This is a genomic window from Polaromonas sp. C04 (assembly GCF_002002705.1).
GTDB lineage: Bacteria > Pseudomonadota > Gammaproteobacteria > Burkholderiales > Burkholderiaceae_C > Rhodoferax_A.
The window spans coordinates 1-25725 of the sequence record NZ_MUNS01000019.1 but is presented as its reverse complement, the minus strand read 5'-3'; the positions used below and the strand labels follow the sequence as shown (position 1 = coordinate 25725).

General features: G+C 66.1%; 25 protein-coding genes and 1 pseudogene. 10 read left to right on the top strand and 16 right to left on the bottom strand.

Annotated elements, in window-relative coordinates:
• Positions 1 to 31 precede the first annotated feature (31 nt).
• The 14 genes from soxY to gspG all read right to left on the bottom strand — a co-directional run bounded on the left by soxY (position 32) and on the right by gspG (position 14198).
• Entirely contained in the window at positions 32 to 487 is a 456-nt protein-coding gene (gene soxY, locus B0E49_RS01125; RefSeq protein WP_077560131.1) for a thiosulfate oxidation carrier protein SoxY, read from the bottom strand.
• A gap of 130 nt (positions 488 to 617) precedes the next feature.
• On the bottom strand, positions 618 to 2390 hold the full coding sequence (locus tag B0E49_RS01120) for an ABC transporter ATP-binding protein/permease (RefSeq protein ID WP_077560130.1): 1773 nt from the start codon (positions 2388 to 2390) through the stop codon (positions 618 to 620).
• On the bottom strand, positions 2387 to 3298 hold the full coding sequence (locus B0E49_RS01115) for a 5'-nucleotidase (protein WP_077560129.1): 912 nt from the start codon (positions 3296 to 3298) through the stop codon (positions 2387 to 2389). Before B0E49_RS01115 ends, B0E49_RS01120 begins: the two co-directional genes overlap by 4 nt.
• A complete protein-coding gene (gene gspF / locus B0E49_RS01110; RefSeq protein WP_077560128.1) occupies positions 3299 to 4531 on the bottom strand; it encodes a type II secretion system inner membrane protein GspF in 1233 nt (410 codons plus the stop codon).
• Positions 4532 to 4538: 7 nt separating this feature from the next.
• Positions 4539 to 5927: a type II secretion system ATPase GspE gene (gene gspE, locus B0E49_RS01105; protein ID WP_077560127.1), complete on the bottom strand. Its 1389-nt coding sequence runs from the start codon at positions 5925 to 5927 to the stop codon at positions 4539 to 4541.
• A 9-nt stretch (positions 5928 to 5936) separates the two neighbouring features.
• Positions 5937 to 8279 (bottom strand): type II secretion system secretin GspD, encoded by a 2343-nt coding sequence (gene gspD / locus B0E49_RS01100; protein ID WP_077560126.1) that lies wholly within the window; start codon positions 8277 to 8279, stop codon positions 5937 to 5939.
• Between the two features lie 4 nt (positions 8280 to 8283).
• Positions 8284 to 9081 (bottom strand): type II secretion system protein N, encoded by a 798-nt coding sequence (gene gspN / locus B0E49_RS01095; protein ID WP_077560125.1) that lies wholly within the window; start codon positions 9079 to 9081, stop codon positions 8284 to 8286.
• Positions 9081 to 9581 (bottom strand): type II secretion system protein M, encoded by a 501-nt coding sequence (locus tag B0E49_RS01090; RefSeq protein WP_077560124.1) that lies wholly within the window; start codon positions 9579 to 9581, stop codon positions 9081 to 9083. The genes gspN and B0E49_RS01090 overlap by 1 nt, the downstream gene beginning before the upstream one ends.
• Positions 9578 to 10816 (bottom strand): type II secretion system protein GspL, encoded by a 1239-nt coding sequence (gene gspL, locus B0E49_RS01085; protein WP_077560123.1) that lies wholly within the window; start codon positions 10814 to 10816, stop codon positions 9578 to 9580. Before gspL ends, B0E49_RS01090 begins: the two co-directional genes overlap by 4 nt.
• A gap of 124 nt (positions 10817 to 10940) precedes the next feature.
• Positions 10941 to 11960 carry a type II secretion system minor pseudopilin GspK gene (gene gspK / locus B0E49_RS01080; RefSeq protein WP_502688690.1) on the bottom strand — a complete coding sequence of 340 codons (1020 nt, stop codon included), beginning with the start codon at positions 11958 to 11960 and terminating at the stop codon, positions 10941 to 10943.
• A gap of 131 nt (positions 11961 to 12091) precedes the next feature.
• Complete coding sequence (locus B0E49_RS01075) at positions 12092 to 12769, bottom strand: PulJ/GspJ family protein (protein ID WP_077560161.1); 678 nt, start codon at positions 12767 to 12769, stop codon at positions 12092 to 12094.
• Between the two features lie 86 nt (positions 12770 to 12855).
• Positions 12856 to 13218: a type II secretion system minor pseudopilin GspI gene (gspI, locus tag B0E49_RS01070; protein ID WP_077560121.1), complete on the bottom strand. Its 363-nt coding sequence runs from the start codon at positions 13216 to 13218 to the stop codon at positions 12856 to 12858.
• Positions 13215 to 13694 carry a prepilin-type N-terminal cleavage/methylation domain-containing protein gene (locus B0E49_RS01065; RefSeq protein ID WP_077560120.1) on the bottom strand — a complete coding sequence of 160 codons (480 nt, stop codon included), beginning with the start codon at positions 13692 to 13694 and terminating at the stop codon, positions 13215 to 13217. The genes gspI and B0E49_RS01065 overlap by 4 nt, the downstream gene beginning before the upstream one ends.
• 63 nt (positions 13695 to 13757) lie before the next feature.
• Complete coding sequence (gene gspG, locus B0E49_RS01060) at positions 13758 to 14198, bottom strand: type II secretion system major pseudopilin GspG (protein WP_077560119.1); 441 nt, start codon at positions 14196 to 14198, stop codon at positions 13758 to 13760.
• Positions 14199 to 14254: 56 nt separating this feature from the next.
• On the opposite strand from gspG, the gene B0E49_RS01055 reads away from it, so the two are divergent.
• On the top strand, positions 14255 to 14704 hold the full coding sequence (locus B0E49_RS01055) for a type II secretion system protein N (protein WP_077560118.1): 450 nt from the start codon (positions 14255 to 14257) through the stop codon (positions 14702 to 14704).
• Positions 14705 to 14769: 65 nt separating this feature from the next.
• On the opposite strand, the gene ilvA is transcribed toward B0E49_RS01055, so the two are convergent.
• A complete protein-coding gene (ilvA, locus tag B0E49_RS01050) occupies positions 14770 to 16320 on the bottom strand; it encodes a threonine ammonia-lyase, biosynthetic (protein WP_077560117.1) in 1551 nt (516 codons plus the stop codon).
• 367 nt (positions 16321 to 16687) lie between these two features.
• On the opposite strand from ilvA, the gene B0E49_RS01045 reads away from it, so the two are divergent.
• Positions 16688 to 17137 carry an OsmC family protein gene (locus B0E49_RS01045; protein WP_077560160.1) on the top strand — a complete coding sequence of 150 codons (450 nt, stop codon included), beginning with the start codon at positions 16688 to 16690 and terminating at the stop codon, positions 17135 to 17137.
• Between the two features lie 132 nt (positions 17138 to 17269).
• On the opposite strand, the gene coq7 is transcribed toward B0E49_RS01045, so the two are convergent.
• A complete protein-coding gene (gene coq7, locus B0E49_RS01040) occupies positions 17270 to 17887 on the bottom strand; it encodes a 2-polyprenyl-3-methyl-6-methoxy-1,4-benzoquinone monooxygenase (protein WP_077560116.1) in 618 nt (205 codons plus the stop codon).
• A gap of 286 nt (positions 17888 to 18173) precedes the next feature.
• On the opposite strand from coq7, the gene B0E49_RS01035 reads away from it, so the two are divergent.
• The 8 genes and pseudogenes from B0E49_RS01035 (at position 18174) to B0E49_RS00995 (ending at position 25679) form a co-directional block, all read left to right on the top strand.
• Complete coding sequence (locus B0E49_RS01035) at positions 18174 to 19268, top strand: porin (RefSeq protein WP_077560115.1); 1095 nt, start codon at positions 18174 to 18176, stop codon at positions 19266 to 19268.
• A gap of 478 nt (positions 19269 to 19746) precedes the next feature.
• Positions 19747 to 20112: pseudogene (locus B0E49_RS01025) on the top strand (group II intron maturase-specific domain-containing protein); the annotation flags it as partial.
• A gap of 145 nt (positions 20113 to 20257) precedes the next feature.
• Positions 20258 to 20617 carry a type II toxin-antitoxin system RelE/ParE family toxin gene (locus B0E49_RS01020; protein ID WP_502688689.1) on the top strand — a complete coding sequence of 120 codons (360 nt, stop codon included), beginning with the start codon at positions 20258 to 20260 and terminating at the stop codon, positions 20615 to 20617.
• A complete protein-coding gene (locus B0E49_RS01015) occupies positions 20592 to 20939 on the top strand; it encodes a helix-turn-helix domain-containing protein (RefSeq protein ID WP_077560113.1) in 348 nt (115 codons plus the stop codon). Before B0E49_RS01020 ends, B0E49_RS01015 begins: the two co-directional genes overlap by 26 nt.
• Positions 20940 to 20972: 33 nt before the next feature.
• Complete coding sequence (locus tag B0E49_RS01010) at positions 20973 to 21749, top strand: DUF3047 domain-containing protein (RefSeq protein ID WP_077560112.1); 777 nt, start codon at positions 20973 to 20975, stop codon at positions 21747 to 21749.
• 93 nt (positions 21750 to 21842) lie between these two features.
• Complete coding sequence (locus tag B0E49_RS01005; RefSeq protein WP_077560111.1) at positions 21843 to 22823, top strand: ABC transporter permease; 981 nt, start codon at positions 21843 to 21845, stop codon at positions 22821 to 22823.
• Positions 22823 to 24055 carry a M20 aminoacylase family protein gene (locus B0E49_RS01000; protein WP_077560110.1) on the top strand — a complete coding sequence of 411 codons (1233 nt, stop codon included), beginning with the start codon at positions 22823 to 22825 and terminating at the stop codon, positions 24053 to 24055. The genes B0E49_RS01005 and B0E49_RS01000 overlap by 1 nt, the downstream gene beginning before the upstream one ends.
• A 37-nt stretch (positions 24056 to 24092) precedes the next feature.
• Positions 24093 to 25679, top strand: a complete 1587-nt coding sequence (locus B0E49_RS00995; protein ID WP_286137727.1) for an ABC transporter substrate-binding protein — start codon at positions 24093 to 24095, stop codon at positions 25677 to 25679.
• Positions 25680 to 25725: the final 46 nt, after the last annotated feature.

Sequence of the window (25725 nt, the reverse complement as noted above, 5' to 3'; positions counted from 1 at the left end):
TTTCAAACAATGAAATGAACGCACCACGGGCTCAGCCGCCGCAGCCACCGAGCGTGACCTTGATTTCCTTTTTGGCGAACAGGGCGCGGCCGTCGGCCATCACGGCCACGACATAAACGTCGGAGGTCTGGCCCATCTTCACGCGCGTCTTGAAGTTGGGCTCGATGCTGTCGTTCACATGGAACACGGCCGCCAGGGTCGAGGGGTTCTTTTCGACCAGAATCAGGATCTGCTTGGCGCCTGCGAGCGTGGTGGAGGCGCCCACCGGCACCACGGCGCCGTTTTCGGCGATGTCCGGGCCTTCGATCATGACATCCTTGCTGGCAACCGGCGCGCCGGCACCCAGGGCTTTGAGCACGTCCGGCACGCTTTTCGCGTCGAAGGCGATGTTGTTGTAGGCCCATGCGAATTGCGGGAACAGGCCGGTCGCGGCCAGCAGGCCAGCCACGACGGCGCTTCGATGGAGAGTCTCGCGACGAGTTTGCATATATGAATTCCTCATGGTTAGGCCAATTTTAATAAATATTTTGGGATTTAGAACCGTAGACTCTCCGACGCTATTTTCCCGCAGCTGATGCCGGCCATCCTGCCAGGGTCATGGCGTCGGTGCCCTGCGGTCAACTCGCGCTTTCCCTGATCTGGTACAGCGACGGCGCGCCCTCAGGCCGCTTTTCCAGCGTCCAGCGCTGGCTATGCAGCGCGCTCAAGGCCGGTCGATGCGCTATTGAAACGATAGCGCCACCCGCATGCTGAACCTGGGCCAGAAGCTTTTCATACACTTGTTTTTCGGCTGGCTCGTCGAGTGCGCTGGTGGCCTCGTCGGCAAAAATCCACTTGGGTTTTTTCAGCAGCACGCGCGCGATCGCCAGGCGTTGTTGCTCGCCGCCCGAGAGTTTCTGGCTCCAGGCATCCCACGTATCGAGCTGCGCCGCCAGCTGAGGCAGCAGGGCATCGTTCAGGGCCTGCTGCAGCGCCGCGTCGCTGTACTGGTCGGCCGGCACGGGGTAGGCTAGCGCATCGCGCAGCCGGCCGTTCGGGAAATAGGGGCGCTGCGGAATGAACATCGAGTCCGCGGGCTGCTCCACCCGGCCGCGGGTAAACGGCCAGATGCCCGCAAACGCGCGGAACAGCGTGGACTTGCCGCTGCCCGAGGGGCCCTTGATCAGCACGCTGTCGCCGGCGCGCGCGTGCAGGGTAACGTCCGAGAGCAGCACCGTGCCGCCGGGCAGCGCCAGCGTCAGGCCGTGCGTGGCCAGCGTGTCGGGCGCTACTGAATTGGTAGCATCCAGCATAGACTGGGTCTTGGCTTGCGCCGCCATACTCTCTTCAAAGCTGGTCAGCCGGTCGGCCGTGGCGCGCCAGGCGGCCAGGCTGCTGTAGTTGTCGACAAACCAGCCCAGCGAATCCTGCACGCGGCCGAAGGCGGAGGCGATCTGCATCAGCTCGCCGAGCTGGATGGCGCCGCTGAAAAAGCGCGGCGCCGCCACGATGAACGGAAACACCACGGCCGCCTGGCCAAAAAAGTTGGTGAACCAGACCAGGTTTTTTTGCGCCTTGAGCAGCTTGAGAAAGTTGGACAGCACGCTGGAAAAGCGGCCGTCGAGCTGCGCGCGCTCCACGGCCTCGCCCTTGTCCAGCGCGATTGATTCGCTGTACTCGCGCACGCGCACCATGTGGTGCCGGAAATCGGCCTCGTAGCGCTGCTGCAGGAAGTTGAGACGGATCTGCGGCCGGCCAATGTAATGGGTCGCGACGCTGCCCGCCATGCAGTACAGCACCGCCATCCAGACCATGAAGCCGGGGATGTTGTAGCTGCCGCCGTCAAATTTGAACGCAAAGCCGCCCGACAGGCTCCACAGGATGCCGACAAAGCTGGCCAGCGTGACGACTGCGTTGAGCAGCCCCATCGTCAGTGAGATGGTGTAGCTGGTGAACAGGTTCAAGTCTTCCTGGATGCGCTGGTCGGGGTTGTCGGGCGTGGCCCCGGCGGCGCCGGTAAAGCGCGCCAGCTCGAGCTGATAGAACGCGTGATGGGCCAGCCAGCGCTGCAGGTAGTGGCCCGTCATCCAGGCGCGCCAGCGCAGCTCCAGCAGCTGGGTCAGGTAGAAGCGGTACACCGCGATGAGGATGAAGGCGAACGCGAGGTAGGTGAAGCGCCCGAGTTGGGTCCAGAACACGGGCTCGTTCTTGTTCTGCAAGGCGTCGTAGAACAGCCGGTTCCAGTCGTTGAGCAGCACCAGCATGTACACCGCCCCCAGGTTCAGCAGCACGATGGCCACCAGCAGGCCACGCGCCTTCCACTTTTCTTCGGACTGGAAATAGGGCAGCGACAGCGCCCAGACCTTGCGTGTGAAGACCTTGAAGTCGGCGATTTTGGTGGACAGGCTCATGCGGGGGGACCCTTGATCTGGTTCGCCACTCCGCTGACCACATGCCCGGCGGGCACGTGCTGCGCGGCGGAATTGACGTGGCCGGTCTGATCATCAAAAAAGAAGTCGGGTTCAAATTCGCGCAAAAATTCTCCTTTCGGCAGGCCGCCGAGAAACATGGCCTCGTCGATCTCGATGTTCCAGTTCATCAGGGTGCGGATGGCGCGGTCATGCGCCGGGGCGCTGCGCGCGGTGACCAGCGCGGTGCGGATGCTCATCGTGGCCGTGCCTTCCTTCTGCAGCCGGTGCAGCGCCTGCAGCAGCGGCTTGAACGGGCCGGGCGGCAGGGGCTTGCCCGCGTGACGTTTCTCATGGCTCTGGAAAGCCTCCAGGCCCGCGCGCTGAAACACCTGCTCGGCCTCGTCGGAGAACAGCACGGCGTCGCCGTCGAAGGCAATGCGCACTTCGTTGGGATAGGTGTCGCGCGCCTGCACCGAGCCGGTGTGCACCGTGGCGGCGGCGAATCCCTGGTCCAGCGCGGCGCGCACATCACCGGGGCTGGCCGACAGGAATAGGTTGGCCTGCAGCGGCCGCAGATAACCGTAGGGCGCGCGGCCCTTGGTGAACACGCCGCGCTCGATCTCGAGCCTGCTGGCCTGCGCGGAGCGGAACACCCGCAGACCCGACACCGGGTCGTTGCGCGACAGGATCACCACCTCCACGCGCTTGGCATCGCCATTGAAGGCCAGCAGCTTTTTTACCAGCGAAAACGCCACGCCGGGTGCGGCCGGCTGCTCCAGCCGCTCGAGCTGCAGCCGCATGTAGGCGCGGTCGTCGCCCTGCTCGAAGAGTTCGTTCTCCTGCTCGAAGTCGAACAGCGCGCGCGATGAAATCGCCACCACCAGTTGACCGTCAAGCGAGGCGGCCATTTATTTCACCAACTGGTTGAGCTCGATGATGGGCAGCATCACCGCCAGCACGATCAGCATCACCACCAGCCCCATCGCCACGATCAGCAGCGGCTCCAGGATGGTGGCCAGCTGCATGGCGCGGCGCTGCACCTCGGCGCCGAGCTGGCTGGCGGCACGCTGCAGCATCAAGGGCAGCTGGCCGGTTTGCTCGCCGAGCCGCGCGAACATGCTGACCAGCCCCGGGAAGCGCTTTTTCTGGCCGATCGCGGAAGCCAGCGGCGCGCCTTCGCGCACCAGCACCAGCGCATCGAGCGCGTCCGCGCGCATGGCGCGGTTGTTCAGGGTTTCGGCGGCGGCCTGCAGCGCCTTGAGGATGGGCACGCCGGCCGCGGCGAGCATGGCCAAGGTGCTGGTGAAGCGCGCCGCGTTGTAGCCGCGCGCGAGTTTGCCGAGCAGCGGCAGGTTCAGCCACGCAGCATCGAATTTTTCACGAAATGCCTCGTTTCTCAAGGCCACACGGGCGCCAATAGCTATCAAAACAAGAGCAATCAGCATGAACCAGCCGTAGTGCCTGACAAAATCGCTGATGGCCAGCATGGCCACCGTGAGGAACGGCAGCGCGCGCTTGGAGCCGGCAAACACATTGGCCACCTGTGGCACCACATAGCCCACCAGGAACATCACGATCACGATCGCCACCAGCGTCACGATGGCCGGGTACAGGGCCGCGCCGATCAGCTTGGCGGTGAGCGCCTGCTGTTCTTCCAGATCGTCGGCGAGACGCTCCAGCACCAGGCCGAGATGGCCGGTCTGCTCGCCGGCGCCGATCACGGCGGTGTAGATCGGCGAGAACTCGCGCGGGTGCTGCGCCAGCGCCCTGGCAAACGGGGCGCCGGCGTTGACCTCGGCGCGCAGCGAGGCGACCAGGTTGCGCTGGGCCTCGTTTTCGGCCTCGTCGGTGAGCGCGGTCAGCGCCCGCTCCAGCGGCAGGCCGGACGACACCAGCCCTGCCACCTGGCGCGTCCAGATCGCCAGCCCGGTGGCATTGAAGACGCGCGGCGTGAACAGCGTGGTGCCCAGTCCCAGGCGGCCCGCGCCGGCCGCAGCGCCGCTGCCGAGCGGCTCCACGGACAGGGGCACCAGCGACTGCACGCGCAACAGGCCACGCGCCGAGCGCGCCGTGTCGGCTTCCATCACACCCCTACGGATCTGCCCCTGGGCGTCCAGTGCTTCGAAAGAATAAGCAGGCATCTTATTTTCAGTCGCGGGTGACGCGCACCAGTTCTTCGCGCGAGGTGATGCCCGTTTGCACGAGTCGCTCGCCGTCGTCGCGCATCAGGGTCATGCCGGCCTGCAACGCGGCCTCACGGATCTCGGCCTCGGCCGCGCGGTTGTGGATCTGCGCCCGGATCGCGTCGTCGGTGACCAGCAGCTCGAACACGCCAGTGCGGCCCTGGTAGCCGGTGTGACCGCAGTCGGCGCAGCCCGGGCCATGGCAGGTTTTGCAGAGTTTGCGCACCAGCCGCTGCGCCAGCACGCCGAGCAGCGACGAGCTCAGCAGGAACGGCTCCACGCCCATGTCGGTGAGCCGCGTCACCGCACTGGCGGCGTCGTTGGTATGCAGCGTGGCCAGTACCAGGTGGCCGGTCAGCGAGGCCTGGATGGCAATCTGCGCGGTCTCGAAGTCGCGGATCTCGCCAATCATGATCACGTCCGGGTCCTGCCGCAGGATGGCGCGCAGGGCCTTGGCAAACGTCAGGTCGATCTTGGCGTTCACCTGGGTCTGGCCGACGCCCGCCAGCTCGTACTCGATCGGGTCTTCCACCGTCATGATGTTGCTGCGCGCCGCGTCCAGCCGGCTCAGCGCCGCGTACAGCGTGGTGGTCTTGCCCGAGCCGGTGGGACCGGTGACCAGGATGATGCCGTGCGGCTGCGCGATCAGGCGCTGCAGCCGCGCCAGCGCATCGCCCTGCATGCCGACCGATTCCAGGCTCAGCTTGGACTCCGACTTGTCGAGCAGGCGCAGCACAGCGCGTTCGCCATGCGCGCTCGGCAGCGTGGACACGCGCACGTCGACGGCGCGCGTGCCGATGCGCAAGGATATGCGGCCATCCTGCGGCAGGCGTTTCTCCGAGATGTCGAGCTCGGCCATGATCTTCAGGCGCGAGATCAGCGCCGCGTGCAGCGCCCGGTTCGGCTGCACCACCTCGCGCAGGCTGCCGTCCACGCGAAAGCGCACGCTGGAATGGCGCTCGTAGGGTTCGATGTGGATGTCGCTGGCGCCGTCGCGCGCGGCCTGCGTGAGCAGCGCGTTGAGCATGCGGATGATGGGCGCGTCGTCGGAGGTCTCCAGCAGGTCTTCGATGGCGGGCAGCTCCTGCATCATGCGCGACAGGTCGGCATCGCCCTCGACCTCGCTCACCACGGTGGCGGCGCTCGATTCACCCTGGGCGTAGGCCGCGCTGATGCGTTGCGCCAGCGCGGGCGCATCGGCCTGCTGCACCGAGCGCACCGCGTACTTGCGCATGACCTCGCCCCAGGCGCCCGGGTCGGGCTGGCCGGTGTGCCACAGGGTGCGGTCCTGCCCATCCTCCTCCAGCAACAGCTGGTAGGTGCGCGCGAAGGGATAGGGCAACGGGTAGCGCATGGGTCGCCGCTAGCGTGCGTAGGGCTGGGCCGGCGTGGGCTCACCCAGGGGCGTCGGCGCGGGGTTGCCCGCGGGCGCCGTCGTGAGGTTGGACGCGCCCGCGACGCCGGACGAGCCCGTCACATCCCTGCGCGTGGCGGCCGGCGGTGCGCTACCCCAAGTGCCCGACAGGCCCGGGGCCAGCAGCGGTGGCGGCACCGGCCGGCCGCCCGCGGCGGGCCTGGGCAGCGGCGCCATCACCGGTGCCGCGTTCACCGGCACGGTCACACTGGGCGTCGGCTGCGCGCTTTGCTGCACGCCGCGCATCAGGTCGTAGCGGTCGAACGACAGGGCGCCGGTCTCGGCGCCGTCGCGCACCACCACCGGACGCAGAAACACCATCAGATTGGTTTTCGTGCGTTCGCGCGTATCGCTTCGGAACAGGGCGCCCAGCAGCGGCACGTCGCCGAGCCCCGGCACCTTTTGCTGGCTGGCCGAATAGTCATCCTGCAGCAGCCCGCCCAGCACCACGATGTCGCCGTCACCCACCAGCACCGTCGAGGCGATCGAGCGGATGGTGGTGGTCGGCCCGTTCAGGTTGTTCAGCGTGGAGGCTTGCACCGCGGACACTTCCTGGTAGATGGTGAGCTTGATGGTGCCGTCCTCGCTGATCTGCGGCTTCACGCGCAAAGTCAGCCCGACGTCCTTGCGCTCCACCGTCGTGAACGGATTCACCGAGCCATTGCTGGTGTTGTTGTTGGTGTACTGGCCGGTCACAAAGGGCACGTTCTGCCCCACCACGATCTTGGCTTCCTCGTTGTCCAGCGTCAGCAGTGTGGGCGTGGACAACACGTTGCCGTCGCCCGTGCTTTGCAGCAGATTCGCCAGCGCGCCCAGCGAGAACATGCCGGCGGTTTTGTGGGCAATGCCGAAATTGCCGCCGGCCGAAGAGGCGGGAACGGTGCCCGTGCTATTGATGCTGGAGGCCAGCGAGAAAATGTTGGTGCCGCCATTGGTGAAGTTGGTGCCCAGCACGCCCACGTTGTTGCCGTGGTTGCCCAGCAGCGCCTGCCACTGGACGCCGAACTGTGCAGCCTTGTCGGTGCTGACCTCGGCAATCAGGCTTTCCACCAGCACCTGCGCGCGGCGCCCGTCCAGCTTGTCGATCACGGCGCGCAGCTGGCGGTACTGCGGCTCGGGCGCGGTGATGATCAGCGAGTTGGTGGCCGGATCGGCCTGGATCTGGCCACCGGTGGACGGCTGGGCGCTGGCCTGGACGCTGGCCCCTGCTGCGGTCAAAGCGCTCGTGCTGGCGCCGGTGGTCGCTGCCGTGGGGGTGGCGGTGGTCGACAAGCCGCTGCCGGCGCTGGCGGTGGTGGAGCCGCGCACCTCGCCGGACAGTGCCGCCCTCAAGGTGGCCGCCATCTTGGTCGCGTCGGCATTCTTGAGGTAAACGACGTAGATATTGCCCGCCGGATTGCTGCCGTCCGCGCCCGGGCGGTCCAGCCGCTCCACCAGTGATTTGACCAGCGCGACGCGTGCCGGATTGGCGGCGCGCAGGATCAGCGAATTGCTGCGCGGCTCGGCAATCAGGGTGGTCTTGAACGAGGTGTCGGCCTGGCCCTGGCCGGCCGCTGCCGGCGTGCCGCTGGTTTCGACGAGCCGCAGGATCAGCGGCGCCAGGTCGGTAGCGATGGCGTTTTTCAGCGGGATGATTTCCACGTCGGAGGCATTCGAGACATCCAGCGCCGCAATGATGCGGCCGATGCGCTGCAGGTTGTCCGCGTAGTCGGTAATCACCAGCGAGTTGGTGCCGGGGTTCACGTTGATGGTGTTGTTCGGGCTGATCAGCGGCCGCAGCACGGGCACCAGGTTGTTCGCCGTCTCGAAATTGAGCCGGAAGATTTTTGTGACGATCTGGTTCCCGGCCGCCGTGACCGAACCGCCCCGGTCGGACACCGATACGTTGGTGGACTGCAGCTTGGCGTCGGCCTCGGGCACCACCTTGTACAGGCCCTCGGTGTCGATCATGGTGAAGCCCTGCAGCCGCAGCGCCGCCAGAAACTGGTTGAGCGCGGCCTTGGCGCTGACCGGCTTGTCCGTCACCAGCGTGATGGTGCCCTTCACGCGCGGGTCCACCACCACGTTGCGCCCGCTGATGGCGGCCATGGTGCGTGCCACTGCGTCGATGTCGGCGTTCGCGAAGTTCAGCGTGACCGGCTCGCCCGGCCTGATCGGGGCGCCGGCGGCAGAGACTTCGTTGGGCTGCTGGGCCGTTGCCAGGCCCGGCAGGCCCGCCAGCGCAGTCAGTACGGCCAGCACGGAAAGGAGCAGGCGGGCCGACGGCAGACTGCGGCGAAAGGGACGATTCATGCGGTTAACCCAGGGTGATGATGGAACGCGCGCCACTGCGCCGTCCGATGATGTTCAAAAGGTTGGATAGCGCGGCCTCGCGCTCGGGCGCGGCGCTGGCCACGCCGTTGAAGTGCAGTCGCGAGCCGACCCATTGGCCCGTGCCGCTGAGCTGCAGGCTGCCTTCCAGCGTCTCCAGCCTGAGGGTTGGCGTGGCGCCTCCGTTGAGTGTCATGCGATAACTGCCCATGGGTTTGAGTGTTGACAGGCGCGATGAGAGCCCGGTGGCTTCAAGCTGGGCCTGCCCTGCCACGCCCAGCCGGCCTTCGATCCATTCTACTGAAAGGGCCTGGGTGGACAGCGCCAGCGTGCCCTCGGCCTGCACGGTATTCCAGGGCGCGCCCAAACCGGCCAGCAGGGCCGCGGGCCACTGCGACTGTCCGTCGGCCAGCGCCAGCTGCACGCCGCCCCAGCGTGGGCTGATGCGCAATTGCACCGGCTGCGGGGTGCAGCAGGGTGCCTCGATGCGGGCCGCGAGAGCGCGCCAGCCGGGCCGCAACTGCCACGACAGCCGGCCCGGCAGGGCCACCGCCTCATGGCTGCCGGAGCCACCGGCGAGCACCAATTGCGCCGAGCCGTTCCAGACCGTGCCGCGCGCCTGCGCCAGCACCACGTGCCCGCCGGTGCGTAGCTCGATCAGCCACGCCAGCCAGCTGGCGGGCGCAAACAGCAACGTGGCCACCAGGGCACCTATGACCAGGCCGCCCGCGGCCCAGGACCAGGGGCTGCCAGTGTGCGAGGTGGGCGTGGGGCGGCGCGACATCAGCGGGACGGCAGGCTCAGCACCACGGTGCCGTCCCAGTTGGCGGTGCCGGGACCCGTGGGGGCACCCTGATGGCGCGTCAGCCGCGCGTCGGTGGGCAGCGCGCGCGCATTGACGCGGGCCTGCGCCAGCCAGGGCGCCAGCACATCGGCGGGCACGCCCTTGAAGGTGACCGTGGCGCGTTCGCCCACCACGCCCAGCTGGGCGCGCGGCCCCAGTGCCTTGACCGACGCCTGCAGCGCACGCAGCGCCTCGTCGTAGCCGAGCCGGGGCTGTGCCTGCAGCGCCTGCGCCTGGGCTTGCAGGCTTTTCATCTGTTCGAGTTCGCCCTGCAGGCTGCGGTGCTGGGCGTCGGCCGTGCGCACGGTTTGCAGGGCGGGGGCCAGGCACAGCCACCACAGCACGGCCGCGGCCACCAGCACCAGCGCGCCGCGCACCAGGGTCCGCTCGCGCGCGGCCAGCGCGTCCCAGCGCGCCTGTACGGCCGGGGCGAGCTTCATCGTGCCGCCTCCGGTCGCACCAGCAGGCTGTCGCCCTCGGGGCGGGCCACATAACCGGCGGCTTGCAGCGTACGGTTTGCGCTCGCGGTTTCGCCAGGATTCAGGTCCAGGCCCTTGACGCGGATTTCGCCAGCTACGAATTCAATAGCGTTAACGCTTTTACTGGCAGGGGCTGCAGCGCTTAAAGCTCCAAGAAGCGATTCAAGGTCGCGACCCGATGCGGCCCCAGTGGCCTGGCGCAGGGCGGCGACTTCGCGCTCCATTTGCACCGGGGCGTCCACCACCACGCGCACATTCGGGAAGGTTTGTGTCAGCGCCGCGCGCACCGCCGTGCGCTCCTGTTCGAGCGTGCTTCGTTCGCGCCAGGCCCAGGCGTTCAGGCCCGCCAGATTCGCCAGCAGCAGCAGCCCGAAGCCCCAGCGCACCGCGCGCCACTGCGGCGCCCGTGCCAGCGCCAGCCAATACGTGCCGAGCCGCTTCATGGCACGGCTGCGGCCCGAGTTGGCCAGCTCGAATTGCGCCAGATCCCAGGGCGAGGCGGCCGCCCGCAGCCAGCGCTGCGCGGGCTGCTCCAGCCTGACCTGGCGCTGCAGCAGTTGTTCTGCCAGTTCGGCGACGGCGGGTTCGGCCACGACCTCGATGGGGCTCGCATCCGGGTCCGTCGGCAGGGCCAGCGCCACACCGGCCCGGCTCAAAGGCAGCACGGTGACACCGCTGTGCGTGCTCAGGCCCGTCATCACCAGACTTGCTTCTTCGGGCGTGCCCACGGCATGCAGCGACAGCTGCGGCGCGGGCGACATGTCGGGGGCGAATTCGGGCACGATGCGCGACACCGGGCGCCTGGCCGCTTCCAGCGCCCCGATGGCGCCGCGCAGCCAGGCCTTGTTGCACGCAGCGACCCAGACCGTGGCATCGGCACGCGCCTGTGGCTCGATGGCGAAATGCAGGGCCTCGGGGTCGTCGAGCAGGCGCTCCTCCAGCAGTCCGTCCAGTACCGCGCGCAGGCGCGCCGACGTACCGCTCGTGCCCGGGGGCAGGGTGACGCGGTGCCAGGACAGGGCCGCGATCGGCACCACCGCCACCACCTCGCCATTCGACTGGGCCGGCTGCGGCAGCAGCGCCACGGGTGCGCTGGCGGCACTCGCCGGCGCACGCCTGTCGGGTGTGAGGACATAGCCGTACAGCGTGGCGGGGCCGGCGCTCTCCAGCGGAAGGTAAACGATCAGCGTACTCATGTTTTAGCGGCATTGTAGAGAGCCGCCGGCCGCAGCGAAGGGCCGTCCCGAGCGAGGCCAGCCCCCTCGGGTGGCAGTGACCACACGAAGTGAGGGAGCGTGGGGGCCATCCGTCGCGTCGCGCTCAGTTCGCAGGGGGCGTCTGACCGGGCAGCGCCGGCGGGACCCCGCGCTCGCGCCACAGCACGCGCACGTCCAGCCCCTCGCGCTGCACCACCGAGCGCTCCTGCACCACGGTCTGGTCCAGCCGCAGGCGGCCACGCACCTCGAAAAAACGCGAAGATACCCCATGCTGGTCGGCGTTCAGTGCGCCGGCCGCAGTGCCGAGCAGCAGGGCGGCATCGGCCAGCGTGGCGAAGTGCGTGCGATCGCGCTGCGTCACCAGCTTCTGCGCATCGGCCATCTCGATCCCGGGGATGCAGGCGTACAGAACCTCGGCGCTGGCGGTGTTGAGATTCACTGGCGTGCGCACCGGCAGCAGCGTGATGTAGGGACGCAGCGCCGCCAGGGTTGCGGGCGACAGGCCCAGCCACACCAACTGCCCGACGCGCTGCGGCAGCAGCGGGGCGAGCGCGTTGTCGCTGTTGTTGGCTGATGCAGGGCTCGGCGTAACGGGGGCGCCGGTCGTACCGCCGGTAACTGCAGAAATCGCCGCGGCAGCCGCGGTCGCAGCGCCGCTCGATGCCAGCAGCAGGTTGTCGGTCAGCACGCTGAGCTGCGCCGGCGGCAGCCCGAGCACGCCAAAAAGCCGCTCGAAGGCCAGTTGCGCCGGTGCCGAGACCTGGCCGTTCTGCACCAGGTTGGCCACGTTCAGGCGCGATTGCAGGTCGATCATCCGGCCCGATAAAAATGCGTTCTGTGCACCGTCGCTGTCGTCGGCATGGCCGCCGGTGTTGTTCTGGTCCGCCGCCAGAAAGGTGGACAGCCGCGCCTCTTCCAGCGGTACCGCCCAGGGCTCGGCCAGGTAGTCGGCGCCGCCCGAGCGGGCGTCCTCGCGCAGGATCAGCCGGGCCCAGTCGAGCGCGCCGACCAGCACCCAGCCCGCCTGCACGCGCGCGCGCTCGGCCGCCTCGACCTCGCTGGCGCGCCACTGCTGCCACATCGCCGCCGCGGCAAACGTGGCCACCAGCGTTACGGTGAGCATGGCCATCAGCAGCGCGGCGCCCTTTTGCGTGGGAGCGCCATGGTTTCGCCGCCGGGCCGCCCCAAGGCGAAATGCGCCCCCCGGGGGGGCAGCGCAGCACACGCAGTGGCAAGCGTGGGGGCCACATCCAGTCATGACTTGTTCCCGCCCAAAGTGGGGCGCACCCAGTCGCGTGTCAGCGTGCCACTCAGGGCCTGGCCGGGCGGTAGCGTCAGCACCAGGCGCACGCCATCGGGCACGCTGGTATTCGGTATGCCCTGCGCCAGCGCGACCGGGTTGGGCGCCACACTGGTGCTGTCGCTGGACAGTGGGTTGGTCCAGGCATCGCTGCGGAAATAAAAAATCTGCCAGTCCAGCAAGGGCGTGATCGCGACCTCACGTTTTTTTTCCTCGTCGCCCGGGTTCTGCGCCCACAGCGTCGCCTCGGCCCAGGCATTCGCCAGGTCGCCGCGGGTGTGCAGCGGCGGCGATTGCCAGCGCAGCCACTGTCCCGTGCCGTCCACGTCGCGGCGCGACCAGGCCACCACCAGCATGCCGTCGCTGGCATGGGGGGCGGGCCGCGTCATGCGCAGCACGCGGCCGTCCCAGTCGAGCGCGTTGACCTGCGGCAGCTGTATCAGCGCGTCCAGATCGTCCGTCCACTGGTTGAGGCCGGCCTGCAGCGTCAGCACCTCGTCCGCGCGCTGCTGGGTCTGGGCCTGCGCCCGCGTCATGCCGTCCAGCCCGCGCCAGCTCAGCACCGCCATCACTGCCATGATCGAAATCGCCACCAGCAGCTCGATCAGCGTGAAACCACGCTGGCGCCGCATCAACCGCTTCGCCGCCGGGCCGCCCCAAGGCGAAGCAGCCCCCTCGGGGGGCAGCGCAGTACACGCAGTCACAAGCGTGGGGGCCATTAAAACCGTCCCACGATGGTGGACAGGCGCAGCACCGGTGTTGTGCCATCGAACACCTGCGCGTCGACGCGCTGAAAGCTCGGATTCGGCGTCGGGCGCACCGAAACGGCCACGTCGAAGGGGTGCCCGGCCTGCTCGCAGGCCACGCTGGAGTCGCCCACGCCGGGCATCTGGTGTAGCAGGCGCACCTTGACCAGTTCGTTTTCGGCGCACAGGTGGGCCAGCAGGATGTCGGACTGGCGTTGCGCATGCGTGGTCAAGGCCATCGTGGCCTGCGTGCCCGCCGCCAGCGCAATGGCGACGATGGCCAGCGCCACCAGCACTTCGATCAGCGTAAAGCCCGAACTGGTGGGGCGCCTCATGGTGAATTCGCCGGCTGGACCGCAAAGGGCCGCAGCCCGTCCGTGCTCACGCGCAGCGACTGCTTTGGGTGGTCCGCGCTGCCCAGCACCACTTCCTGCGGGCCGATGATGGGCTCGGGCCCGAGCGTGAGCAGGGCCTGGCCAGCGACCATGGTGGTGGCCTGGCTGACCTGCGTGTCCGCATGGAGCCAGTACTCTGGCAGCGACTGCGGCGCCGCGCCGTCGAACTGGAAACCCCCGGGGGTGGTGTGCCAGACGATCGGCACGCCGCTGGTGCGCGACTGGGCGCGGCCCGACTCCAGCAGCGCCGCCAGCCGCTGCGCCTCGCGCTCCAGCTGGGTCTGCGACGAATCGCGCATGGCAAAACTGACCCCGGCCGAGGCGACCGCGATGATGGCCACCACTACCAGCAGCTCCAGCAGCGTGAAGCCCGCGTGCCGCGTAGGGGTTACGGTTTCGCCGCCGGGCCGCCCCAAGGCGAAATGCGGCCCCCTCGGGGGGCAGCGCAGTACGCGAAGCGACAAGCGTGGGGGCAATTTCTACTGCCAACTGCCAATGTCCGCATCCTTGCCCTCGCCCCCCGCCTTGCCATCGGCGCCGAATGACATGACATCGATCTCGCCCTTCACACCGGGGTTGAGGTACTGGTAGGGGTTGCCCCAGGGGTCGTTCGGCAGCTTGTCCAGGTACGGCTTCCAGTTCGGCGGAATCGGCGGCACGGTGGGTTTGATGATCAGGGCCTGCAGGCCCTGTTCGGCGCTCGGGTAGCGCTGGTTGTCGAGCCGGTACAGCTTGAGCGCCTGCATCAGGTTGTTGATGTCGGTGCGCGCAGCCGTGACGCGCGCATCGTCGGCGCGCTCGAGCACATTCGGCACGATCAGCGCGGCCAGCACGCCGATGATGACCAGCACCACCATCAGCTCGATCAGGGTGAAACCGGCCTGCACGCGCCGGCGCAGGTTGGGGGGAAACAGTGTCATGGTGTGCTTGCTCGTCGTGGGCCTGAAATCGGATTCGCTTCAATGATAATCGCCGCATGCCGATGAATTCGCAGAGCAGGTGGTGGTTGCGCAGTGTCACACTGATGGTGTGGGCGCTGGCAGCGGCCAGCGCGGTGTTCTGGGGGCTCAGGTTCGTGCCGGCGCCGGGCGCCCCCGCGGCGCTGCCGATCGCGGGCAACGGGGTCGCGACGGCAGACCCGGCCGCCGTCGCGCGCCTGCTCGGCGCCAACCCGGCGACAGCGCCTGCCGCTGGTGCTGTCAGCGGTGCCAGCCGCTACAAGCTGCTGGGCGTGGTGGCGGACCGCGGCCACAGCGGCGCCGCGCTGATCGCCATCGACGGAAAGCCGCCCAAACCCTATCGTGTGGGCGCCGCGGTGGGTGACGGCTTGCTGTTGCAGTCCGTGGCACCGCGCCGTGCGGTGCTGGCCGCCGGCATGGATGCGCCGGCCAGCGTGACGCTGGACTTGCCGCCGCTCAAACCGTAACCAGCCTGCGCGTGAAAAACTGGACCGCGAGCAGGGAATGCCTGATCGCGGCCACACCACATCGGTCAAGAGGTCTGCAAGAACAGCCGGTACACCGGGTTGCCGGTTTCTTCGACCCAGGGGTAGCCCAGCGTGTCGAGGAACCGATTGAAGGCCGGGTTGTCGGCCGGGGGCACCTGCAGCCCGACCAGGATGTGGCCGTAGTCGGCGCCCTGGTTGCGGTAGTGGAACAGGCTGATGTTCCAGCCCGGCCCCAGCAGGTTCAAAAACTTCATCAGCGCGCCGGGCCGCTCGGGGAACACAAAGCGCAGCAGCCGCTCGTCCTGCGCCAGCGCCGAGTGGCCGCCTACCATGTGACGGATGTGCTCCTTCGCCAGCTCGTCATGCGTCAGGTCCAGCGTGTCGAAACCGTGCTTGTTGAAGTTGTCCGCAATCCGCGGCGACTCGCCCTTGCCGTGCGTGGTCAGGCCGACGAACACATGGGCGCGCACCGCGTCGCTGATGCGGTAGTTGAACTCGGTCACATTGCGCGGGCCGCCCGGCAGCTGGCCGACCGCCTCGCAAAAGCGCCGGAAGCTGCCTTGCTCCTCGGGAATCGTCACCGCGAACAGCGCCTCGCGCTCTTCGCCCACGCCGGCGCGCTCGGCCACGAAGCGCAGGCGGTCGAAGTTCATGTTGGCGCCGCACAAAATCGCGGCGTAGGTTTCGCCCCGGGTCTTGTTCTTCGCCACGTATTGCTTGATGGCGGCCACCGCCAGCGCGCCGGCCGGCTCGACGATGCTGCGCGTATCCACGAACACATCCTTGATGGCGGCGCAGACCGCGTCGGTGTCGACCGTGATGAACTCGTCGACCAGCCTGCTGGCAATGCGGAAGGTTTCCTCGCCCACCAGCTTGACGGCCGTGCCGTCCGAGAACAGGCCGACGTCCGGCAAGGTCACGCGCTTGTGGGCCGCGACCGACTGCATCATCGCGTCGGAGTCGTTCATCTGCACGCCGATCACGCGCACCTCGGGGCGCACCGCCTTGATGTAGTTGGCCACGCCCGAGATCAGCCCGCCGCCGCCGATCGCCACGAACACCGCATCCAGCGGGCCCTGGTGCTGGCGCAGGATTTCCATCGCGATGGTGCCCTGGCCGGCGATCACGTCCGGATCGTCGAACGGATGCACAAACGTCAGGCCCTGCTCTTTTTCGAGCGCGGCCGCGTGCGTGTAGGCATCGGAGTAGCTGTCGCCAAACAGCACGACCTCGCCGCCCAGCGCCTTCACCGCCTCGATCTTGAGCTGCGGCGTGGTGGTCGGCATCACGACCACGGCGCGCGAGCCGAGCTTGTGCGCGGACAGCGCCACGCCCTGCGCGTGATTCCCGGCCGAGGCGCAGATCACGCCCTTTTGCAGCTGCGCGGCGCTGAGCTGCACCATCTTGTTGTAGGCCCCGCGCAGCTTGAAGCTGAACACCGGCTGCTGGTCCTCGCGCTTGAGCAGCACCTTGTTGTGCAGGCGCCGGCTCAAGGTGCGGGCGGGCTCCAGCGCCGACTCGATGGCGACGTCGTAGACGCGCGCCGTGAGGATTTTTTTCAGATAGTCGCCGGGTTGCAGGTGCTTGGTGCTCATGGAGGGTCAATGATAAGCGGCGAGGATGAAACACCCCCGAAGCGCCTGCGGCGCCTCCCCCTCAAGGGGGCGATACCAGCGGCCCGGCAAAGCCGGTTCCGCGGTATCCCTGGCATCTGGCTGCGCCGGTTTCATGGGTCGCGGAAGGCGCTTGAGTACCGTGGAAAACTGATGAGGGGCCAAAAAAACGCCCCGGACCTTGCGATTCGGGGCGTAATCCATCTTTTCAGAGGATGGAGGAGACAACCGGTGCATCAAAATTCTGACGCGTTGGGTACAGTGTAGTCCTGTTTTTGTTGCGTTGCACCATCGGGGCCGTCGCGCATGAGACTTTTTTGGCAAATTTTGAGAAGGAGATGACGACATGATGGAATGCCTTGTGAGCTGGACCGGCGCGACCGGCGCGCGCTCGGGAATGGGCTTCGTGGCCGAAACCGGCAGCGGGCACGTGCTCGCCATGGATGGCGCGCCCGACGCCGCCACGCCGGCCAACGGCGGCCAGAACCTGGCGCCGCGCCCGATGGAGGCCGTGCTCGCGGGCACCGGCGGCTGCACCGCCTACGACGTGGTGCTGATCCTCAAGCGCGGCCGCCACGACGTGCGCGGCTGCACGGTCAAACTCAGCGCCGCGCGCGCCGAGGCCGACCCCAAGGTGTTCAACAGCATCGACATGCACTTCACCGTCACCGGCAAAGGCATCCCCGCGCAGGCGGTGGAGCGCGCCATTGCCATGAGCCACGACAAGTACTGCTCGGCCAGCGTCATGCTCGGCAAGACCGCCGCCATCAGCACCAGCTTCGAGGTCATTGAGGCGTGACGCCCGCTTAGCTTGTCATTCCGGCGCCCCCTTGTCATTCCCGCGCAGGCGGGAATCCACGGTAACACTTGGGCGCGCCGTGGTGGATTCCCACCTGCGCGGGAATGACAACTTCAGCAGGGAATGACAGCCTCAGATGTAATGCGCCGTCGTCGTCATGACCTTGGCCGCGGCCTGCATCAGTGCCTTCACCGGCGCAGGGAACTCCAGCGCCCCTGCGTCTTTGGCCTGCGCCGCATGGCGCGCCTCGTCGTCGCGCATCTGCACCACGATGGCACGTGACGCGTGGTCGCCCGCGGGCAGGCGCTCCAGATGGCTTTGCAGGTGCGCCTCGACCTGCCGCTCGGTCTCCAGCACGAATCCCAAGCTGACGCGGTCGCCGAGACGCCCGGCCACGAGACCCATCGCAAAAGCGCCGGCGTACCACAGCGGATTCAGCAGCGAGGGCCGCGCGCCCAACTCGTCCAGCCGGCCTTTGATCCAGGCCAGATGATCCGTTTCTTCGCGCGCGGCCGCCTCGAAATGGGCGCGCAGCCCGGCGTCGCGGGTGGCCAGAGCCTGCGAGGCGTACAGCGCCTGGGCGCAGACCTCGCCCACGTGGTTGACCCGCATCAGTGCGCCGGAGTGATGTTTTGCAGAATGGTCGAGTTGGGTCGCGTCGGCCGGCAGCACGGGGCAGGGCCGGGTCGCGCGCGGCGTGGCAAACAGGGTGCGCAGGGCCGTATCCGCGGCCGTCAAGAATGGGTCCATACAGTTTCCTCCAGCGTGGCGCGCCCATTCGGGCCGTCCACAGTCCGCAGTTTAAGCCGCGCGAGGAGCCGGTGGCCGCCGGCGATGTTGCGGGCAACCCACGGCCCATCGGCAAGATGTGGCGCCATTGCAACGAAATAGCTCATTAGAGGTGGTTTTTGGGTGAATTCCTTTGCCCATCACAGCCGGGTCTGGTGCAATAGCTACAACTTCCCAAAAGGAGGTTGGCCCGGGGAACCGAACTTCTCTCGCCGGTGCCCTCTGTTTAACCTTGGAGAAACTCGAAATGAAAAAATCCCTAGTTGCTCTGGCTGCACTCGCTTTTGTCGGCGTGGCCTCTGCTCAATCGTCCGTCACGCTGTTTGGCGTGGTTGACGCTGCCTACGAACACGTCAGCGGCGGCGCCCTGGCCGGCTCCGTTAACGGCCTGGTGCAAGGCGCCAACAGCTCCAGCCGTCTTGGCTTCCGTGGCACCGAAGACCTCGGTGGCGGTCTGAATGCAGGTTTCTGGCTCGAAGCCGGCCTGAACAACGACAGCGGCACGGGTCAAAACTCCAGCCTGAACAACCAGGCTGCCCAGAACAGCGCTGGTGGTCTGACCTTTAACCGTCGTTCAACCGTCAGCCTGGCTGGCAACTTCGGTGAAATCCGTTTGGGCCGTGACTACACGCCGTCGTTCTGGAACGACACCATCTTCGATCCGTTCGGCACCGTGGGTGTTGGCGCTGCAACCAACGCGACCATTGCCTTGGGCGGCGCGAATGGCGTGGCAACGACCGTGCGCTCGTCCAACAGCATCGGCTACTTCCTGCCGGGCAACCTGGGCGGCTTCTACGGCCAGGCCATGTACGCCATGGGTGAGAACTCGTCCGCTCTTGCCAACAGCAAAGACGGCAACGTTATGGGTGGGCGTGTTGGCTACCAGAATGGTCCTCTGAACGTGGCCCTGGCCTACAGCCAGACCAAGATCTTGGCTTTGAACGACTACAAGAAGGCCAATATCGGTGCTTCCTACGACCTCGGCGTGGTGGCTCTGATGGCCCAGTACAACCAGGAAAAGCTGGGCACTCCAGGCGCGCTTGGTGCCCAGAAGAACAGCACCTGGCTGCTGGGCTTGAACGCACCGGTCGGTCCTGGCAACATCGTGGCTTCCTATAACCACGTCAAGTTCGACAACAACGCTGTCAAGGCGAACCAGTACGCTCTGGGTTATGTGTACAACCTGTCCAAGCGCACCGCCATCTACGGTACGTACGCACACGTCAGCAACAGCGGCTCCGCTGCTAACGTGACCGCTGGCGCCCTCGCCACTAACGCTGGCGCCTCTGGCTCTATCGGCAGCTCGAACGGTATCGACATCGGTCTGCGTCACTCCTTCTAATCACACGCTGGCCTTGTGCCAGTGTTGATTCAGAAACCTTGAAAGCCATCAGCCCTCGGGCTGGTGGCTTTTTTTCATGTGCGCCCAGCATGGGCGCACTCCTGCGGGTGCAAGTCCCGCCGTAAGTTGATCACGACGAACGAAGCGCAAGCGCAACTGCACGAGGGTGACCGAGTGTGGGGAGGAAGCGTGGAGCGTAAATCGCGAGCCGATGGACAAGAACCGCATAGAAGGCGCTGCCAAGCAGGGCGAGTGGGCATGTGACCACGAAGCTCTCGTGATCAAGGCGCGGTGGCGTAAATGCGGCGGTTGTGCGATGAAGGAGTGCGACCCTTACCTGGGGAGACCTCGCTTCATGCCTGAAAGGGCGACGGTGATGGACCGGAGCGAGGAGTCAGCATAAGCCGTAGTAGCCGGGGCGAGCCGAGGAGGCTGCAGAGCACGGTGAAGGGCCCAACGAGAAGGAGTGTTGAGCGACATGTCGATGTCCGAGGCATTGCGTCAGCTGACGCGCCGCAGCGGTGGACGAAGCATGCAGCAGGTGGTGGATGGTCTACGGCCTTACCTGCTGGGCTGGAAAGCGTACTTCCGGTTGGCGCAAACACCCCGCGTCTGGCGCGAGCTGGACGAGTGGTTGCGACACCGGTTGCGCGCTGTTCAACTCAAGCAGTGGAAGCGCGGGACGAGCATCTATCGCGAACTGCGAGCGCTGGGCGCCAAACCCGAGATTGCCCACCAAGTCGCGGCCAACAGCCGTCGCTGGTGGCGCAATAGCGGCAAGCGGCTCAACAGCGTCCTGACCGTAGAATGGTTCGATCGCCTGGGATTGCCACGACTCTCATGACCTCAACTTCTCGAACCGCCCGGTGCGGACCCGCATGCCGGGTGGTGTGGGAGGGGTCCGGTCAAGGCTGACCGGCCCCTATCCCGATTGTCGAATCCCGGACTACTACACATCCTGGATTGTTGTACAATTACTTATACAAATGATGAAGCCTATCGACTGGCGAGGTAGTTCTCTTGACGATCTCCGTGCTTTCACCGACGATGCCAAACGCAATGCCGGCTTCCAGTTGCGCAAGGTTCAGCGAGGGGAACAGCCGGACGTGTTCAAGCCGATGCCTGCGATCGGTGCCGGTGTGGCGGAAATCATCGTGGACACCGCTGATGGGTGGTTCCGGGTCATGTACGTCGCGAAGTTCGAAGAGGCCTTGTATGTGTTGCACGCCTTCCAGAAGAAGACCAACAAGACCTCTCAAGGTGACAAGGATATCGCGAAGCGCCGTTATGGCGCAGTATTGAAGGAAAGGAAAGGAAAGCTCGATGAAGACTGCTCACCAAGACGATGACCTGAAGAGCCGCCATGTCACAGCGGCTGATGGCAACGTATTCGCAGACTTGGGCTTCTCGCCGAAACAAGCGAAGGCGCTGCTGAAAGATGCGGATGCCCGTATTGCCAAGGCTCAAAAGCTGAAGGAAGAGGCTGCGAGCGCTATCACGCAATGGATGCAATTGGAAAAACTCACTCAGGTTGCTGCATCTGAAATACTCGATGTCTCCCGGCCGCGAGTCTCCGACCTCGTCAACTTCAAGCTCGGACGCTTCTCGCTCGATACACTCGTTGCGATGTTGTTCCGTACCGGCAAGAATGTCGACTTGGTCGTTCGTTGACGCTGGTTGGACGCACGAGATTTCTCTGTCGGCATGACGTTGTACGCTGCGCAGCGTGCTATAGGCCGGCTGGGTTTGTTGGCAGTGGCTGCTCTGGTGGCCTGTTCCTCGGTGCCGTCGGACGGCGCCCACCTGGCTGCCAGTCCCTGGGCCATGGCTTCTTCCAGAACCGCCCCTACCAGTCCGTGGCAGCACCACACTTTTCCCGGCAAGCAGGCGACGCAATTTGCCTACGCCCGCGAGGAGGGGCGCGACGCCGTGGCCGCCCACGCGGTGTCGTCTGCCAGCATGCTGCGGCACAAGCTGCGCATTGAGCCGGCCGATCTGGGCCGTGTGCATTTCTCATGGAAGGTGCCGCAACTGATTGCGCAGGCCGACATGGCGCTGCGTGAGAGCGACGATTCACCGGTGCGCGTCATTCTGGTTTTTGAGGGCGACCGCGCGGCGTTCTCAGCCAAAAACGCGATGATGTCCGAGTTGGTACGGGCCTTGACCGGTGAAGAGCTGCCCTACGCCACGCTGATGTATGTGTGGGACAACCAGCGCGCGCCGGGCAGCATGATCGTGAGCCCGCGCACCGACCGCATCCGCAAGCTGGTGATGGAGTCGGGGCCCGACAGGCTGGGCCGCTGGATGGACTATGAGTGCGATGTCCGCGCCGATTTCGAACAGGTCTTTGGCGAGGCGCCCGGCGCGCTGGTCGGCATTGGCATCATGACCGACACCGACAACACCCGATCCACCATACAGGCCTGGTACGGGCCTGTGCGGCTGCTGCCTGCAGGGGCCACTGCCGCGCGGGAACCATAGCCCGGCGGCAGCGGGCCTCGGGGCCTCAAGGAAACCCCTGTGTCGGCACGCCATTTGCTCTGCTAGTATGCCCCGGTACTTCTTCTTTGGCTGATGTTTGCTTTTATCCTGCGCCGCCTGATTCAAGCCGTGATCGTGATGGTCGTGGTTGCCCTGATTGCCTTCATGCTGTTCCAGTATGTGGGCGACCCGGTCATGCTCATGCTGGGGCAGGACGCCACGCCGGCGCAGCGGATGCAGCTGCGCGTCGATCTGGGACTGGACCGGCCGTTCATCGTGCAGTTCTGGCATTTTCTGGTGAATGCGGTGCAGGGCAATTTCGGCCTGAGTCTGCGCCTGGGTGCCAAGGTCTCGCGCCTGATTGGCGAGCGCTTTCCGGCCACGCTGGAACTCTCGCTGGTGGCGGCCGTGCTGGCGCTGCTGGTCGGCGTGCCCATGGGTGTCTATGCGGCGCTGCGCCGCGGCACCTTCACGAGCCAGCTGTTCATGATGCTGTCGCTGCTGGGGGTGTCGCTGCCCACCTTCCTGATCGGCATTTTGCTGATCCTGTTTTTCTCGGTCGGGCTGGGCTGGTTTCCAAGTTTCGGGCGCGGTGATGTCACCAGGTTCGGCTGGTGGAGCAGCGGCCTGTTCACCCTGGACGGCTGGATGCACATGGTGCTGCCGGCCATCACGCTGGCGATTTTCCAGCTCACGCTGATCATGCGGCTGGTGCGCGCCGAAATGCTCGAAGTGCTGCGCACCGACTACATCCGGTTTGCACGTGCCCGCGGCCTGTCCAACCGCGCCATTCACTTCGGCCATGCGCTGAAGAACACGCTGGTGCCGGTGATGACCATCACGGGCCTGCAGCTGGGCGGGTTGATTGCCTTTTCCATCATCACCGAGACCGTGTTCCAGTGGCCCGGCATGGGCCTGCTGTTCATCCAGGCCATCACCTTTGCCGACATCCCGGTGATGGCGGCCTACCTGTGCCTGATCGCGCTGATTTTTGTCATCATCAACCTGATCGTCGATCTGCTGTATTTTGTGGTGGATCCCAGGCTGCGCGTTGGCAACGCCGGAGGACACTGATGCTGGCACCCCGCTTGAAGGCGAATGGCCGCGCCTTTGCCCAGATCACCGAGTTTCACCCCGAGCTCACCGCGTTCCGCCGCGACCTGCATGCGCACCCCGAGCTCGGCTTCGAGGAGCTTTACACCGGTGGGCGCATCAAGGAGGCCTTGAAACTGTGCGGCGTGGACGAGATTCATACCGGCATCGGCAAGACCGGCCTGGTGGCGCTGATCCGCGGCAAACACCACGGCAGCGGCAGGATGATCGGCCTGCGCGCCGACATGGATGCCCTGCCCATGACCGAGTACAACGACTTTGGCTGGAAGTCCGCCAAAACCGGGTTGATGCATGGCTGCGGCCACGACGGCCACACCACCATGCTGGTGGGGGCGGCGCGGTACCTCGCCGCCACGCGCAATTTCGACGGCACGGCCGTGCTGATCTTCCAGCCCGGCGAAGAAGGCTTTGCCGGCGCGCGCGTCATGATCGAGGACGGCCTGTTCGAGCGCTTCCCGGTGCAGGCCGTGTATGGCATGCACAACTGGCCTTCCATGAAGCCGGGCATGGTGGGCGTCAACCCCGGCCCCATGATGGCGGCGGCCGACCGCATCACCATCGAGATCACGGGTCGCGGCGGCCACGGCGCACACCCCTACATGACGATCGATCCGGTGCTGGTGTCCGCCCACATCATCACGGCCGTGCAAAGCATCGTCTCGCGCAACGTGCGGGCGATCGACAGCGCCGTGATCAGCCTGTGCGCCATGCACGCGGGCGACCTGGGGGCGTTCAGCGTGATCCCGGGCAAGGCCACGCTGGTGGGCACGGTGCGCACCTTCAACTCCGAGGTGCAGGACATGATGGAGCAGCGCCTGCATGACCTGTGCAGCGCCGTGGCGCTGGGCTTCGGCGCCTCCGCCAGCGTGAAATACGAGCGCATGTATCCGGCCACCATCAACTCGGCCGACGAGGCGGAGTTTGCCGCCGACGTGGCCGAGTCGCTGCTGGGCGCCGACCGCGTGGTGCGCGACCTGGAGCCGAGCATGGGCGCGGAAGACTTCTCGTTCATGCTGCAGGTCAAGCCCGGCGCCTACCTGCGCATCGGTCAGGGCGCCGAAAACGGCGTGGGCAGCTGCTTCCTGCACAACAGCCGCTACGACTTCAATGACGACATTCTTCCGCTGGGCTCGGCGCTGCACGCCAGCCTGGTGGAGCAGGCAATGCCGGTGCGTCCGTCGGCGGTATCGTGACCCCGATTCTTTTCTTTCTTGTCCCAAGGAGTTCGTTGTGAAATTTAAGTCAAATCTGCTCACAGTTGCCGTCGTTTGTGCGCTATCCGCTGCAAGTTTTGTAGCGTCCGCACAAACCTTGCGGGTCGCCGATCAGGGCGATGCGCTGTCGATGGACCCGCACTCGCTCAACGAGTCGCTGCAGCTCAGTGTCGACGGCAACATGTATGAGGGGCTGACGGGGCGCGCCAAGGACCTGAGTCTGGCGCCGGCGCTGGCCACCAGCTGGAAGCAGACCTCGCCGAACGTGTGGCGCTTCGAGCTGCGCAAGGGTGTGCAGTTCCACGACGGCACGCCGTTCACGGCCGACGACGTGCTGTTCAGCTTCCAGCGCGCCGCGTCCGACGGCTCCGACATGAAGAGCTATACCAACGACATCAAGGAGGTGCGCAAGGTCGGCGACTACACGGTGGAGATCGAGACCAAGGCGCCGTTCCCGATCCTGCCCGATGTGGTGTCGCTGGTCTACATCATGAGCAAGAAATGGTGTGAAACCAACCAGGCGACGAAGCCGGTGGACCGCCGCAAAGGCATTGAAAATGCCGCATCGTTCCGCGAAAACGGCACGGGCCCATACCGCCTGCGCGAGCGCCAGCCCAATGTACGCACCACGATGGAGCGCTTCGGTAACTACTGGGGCAAGATCGAAGGGAACGTGCAACAGGTGGTGTTCACCCCGATCGGCAACGACGCCACGCGCGTGGCGGCTCTGCTCTCGGGCGAGGTGGACGTGATGGAGCCGGTGCCGGTGCAGGACATCGCGCGTGTGAATGCGAATGCGGGTACGAAAGTTCTGACCGGGCCCGAGCTGCGCACGATCTTCCTGGGCATGGACCAAAAGCGCGACGAGTTGCTGTACTCCAGCGTGAAGGGCAAGAACCCGTTCAAGGACGTTCGGGTGCGCAGGGCGTTCTACCAGGCGATCGACATCGAGGGCATCAAGACCACGGTGATGCGCGGCCAGTCGCGACCGACCGCGCTGATGATCGGCCCGGGCAACAACGGCTGGACGGCCGAGCAGGACAAGCGCCTGCCCTACGACGTGGAAGCGGCCAAGAAGCTGATGGCCGAGGCCGGCTACCCGGCTGGCTTTGAACTCACCATGAATTGCCCGAACGACCGCTATGTGAACGACAGCCGGATTTGCCAGGCCGTGGCCGCCAACCTGGCGAAGATCAACGTCAAGATCAACCTGCAGGCCGAAACCAAGGGCACCTACTTCCCCAAGGTTTTGCGCCGCGATACCAGCTTCTACATGTTGGGCTGGACGCCATCGACCTATGACGCGCACAACGCGCTGAATGCGCTGATGGTGTGCCCGGACGACAAGACGGGCGCTGGCCAGTTCAACCTGGGTTCCTACTGCAACCCCAAGCTCGATGAGCTGACGCACAAGATCCAGTCCGAGACCGACAAGGCCAAGCGCGACGCCGAGATCAAGGAGGCGTTTGCCATCCACGCCGCCGACGTTGGCCATATCCCGCTGCACCAGCAATTGCTGGCCTGGGGCATGAGCAAGAAAGTCTCGCTGGTCCAGCGTGCCGACAACTTCATGGATTACAAGTGGATCCACATCAGCAAATAGGGTTGCGGGTTGTTTGCTCCTTCCCCCGCTGGGGGAAGGCAGGGAT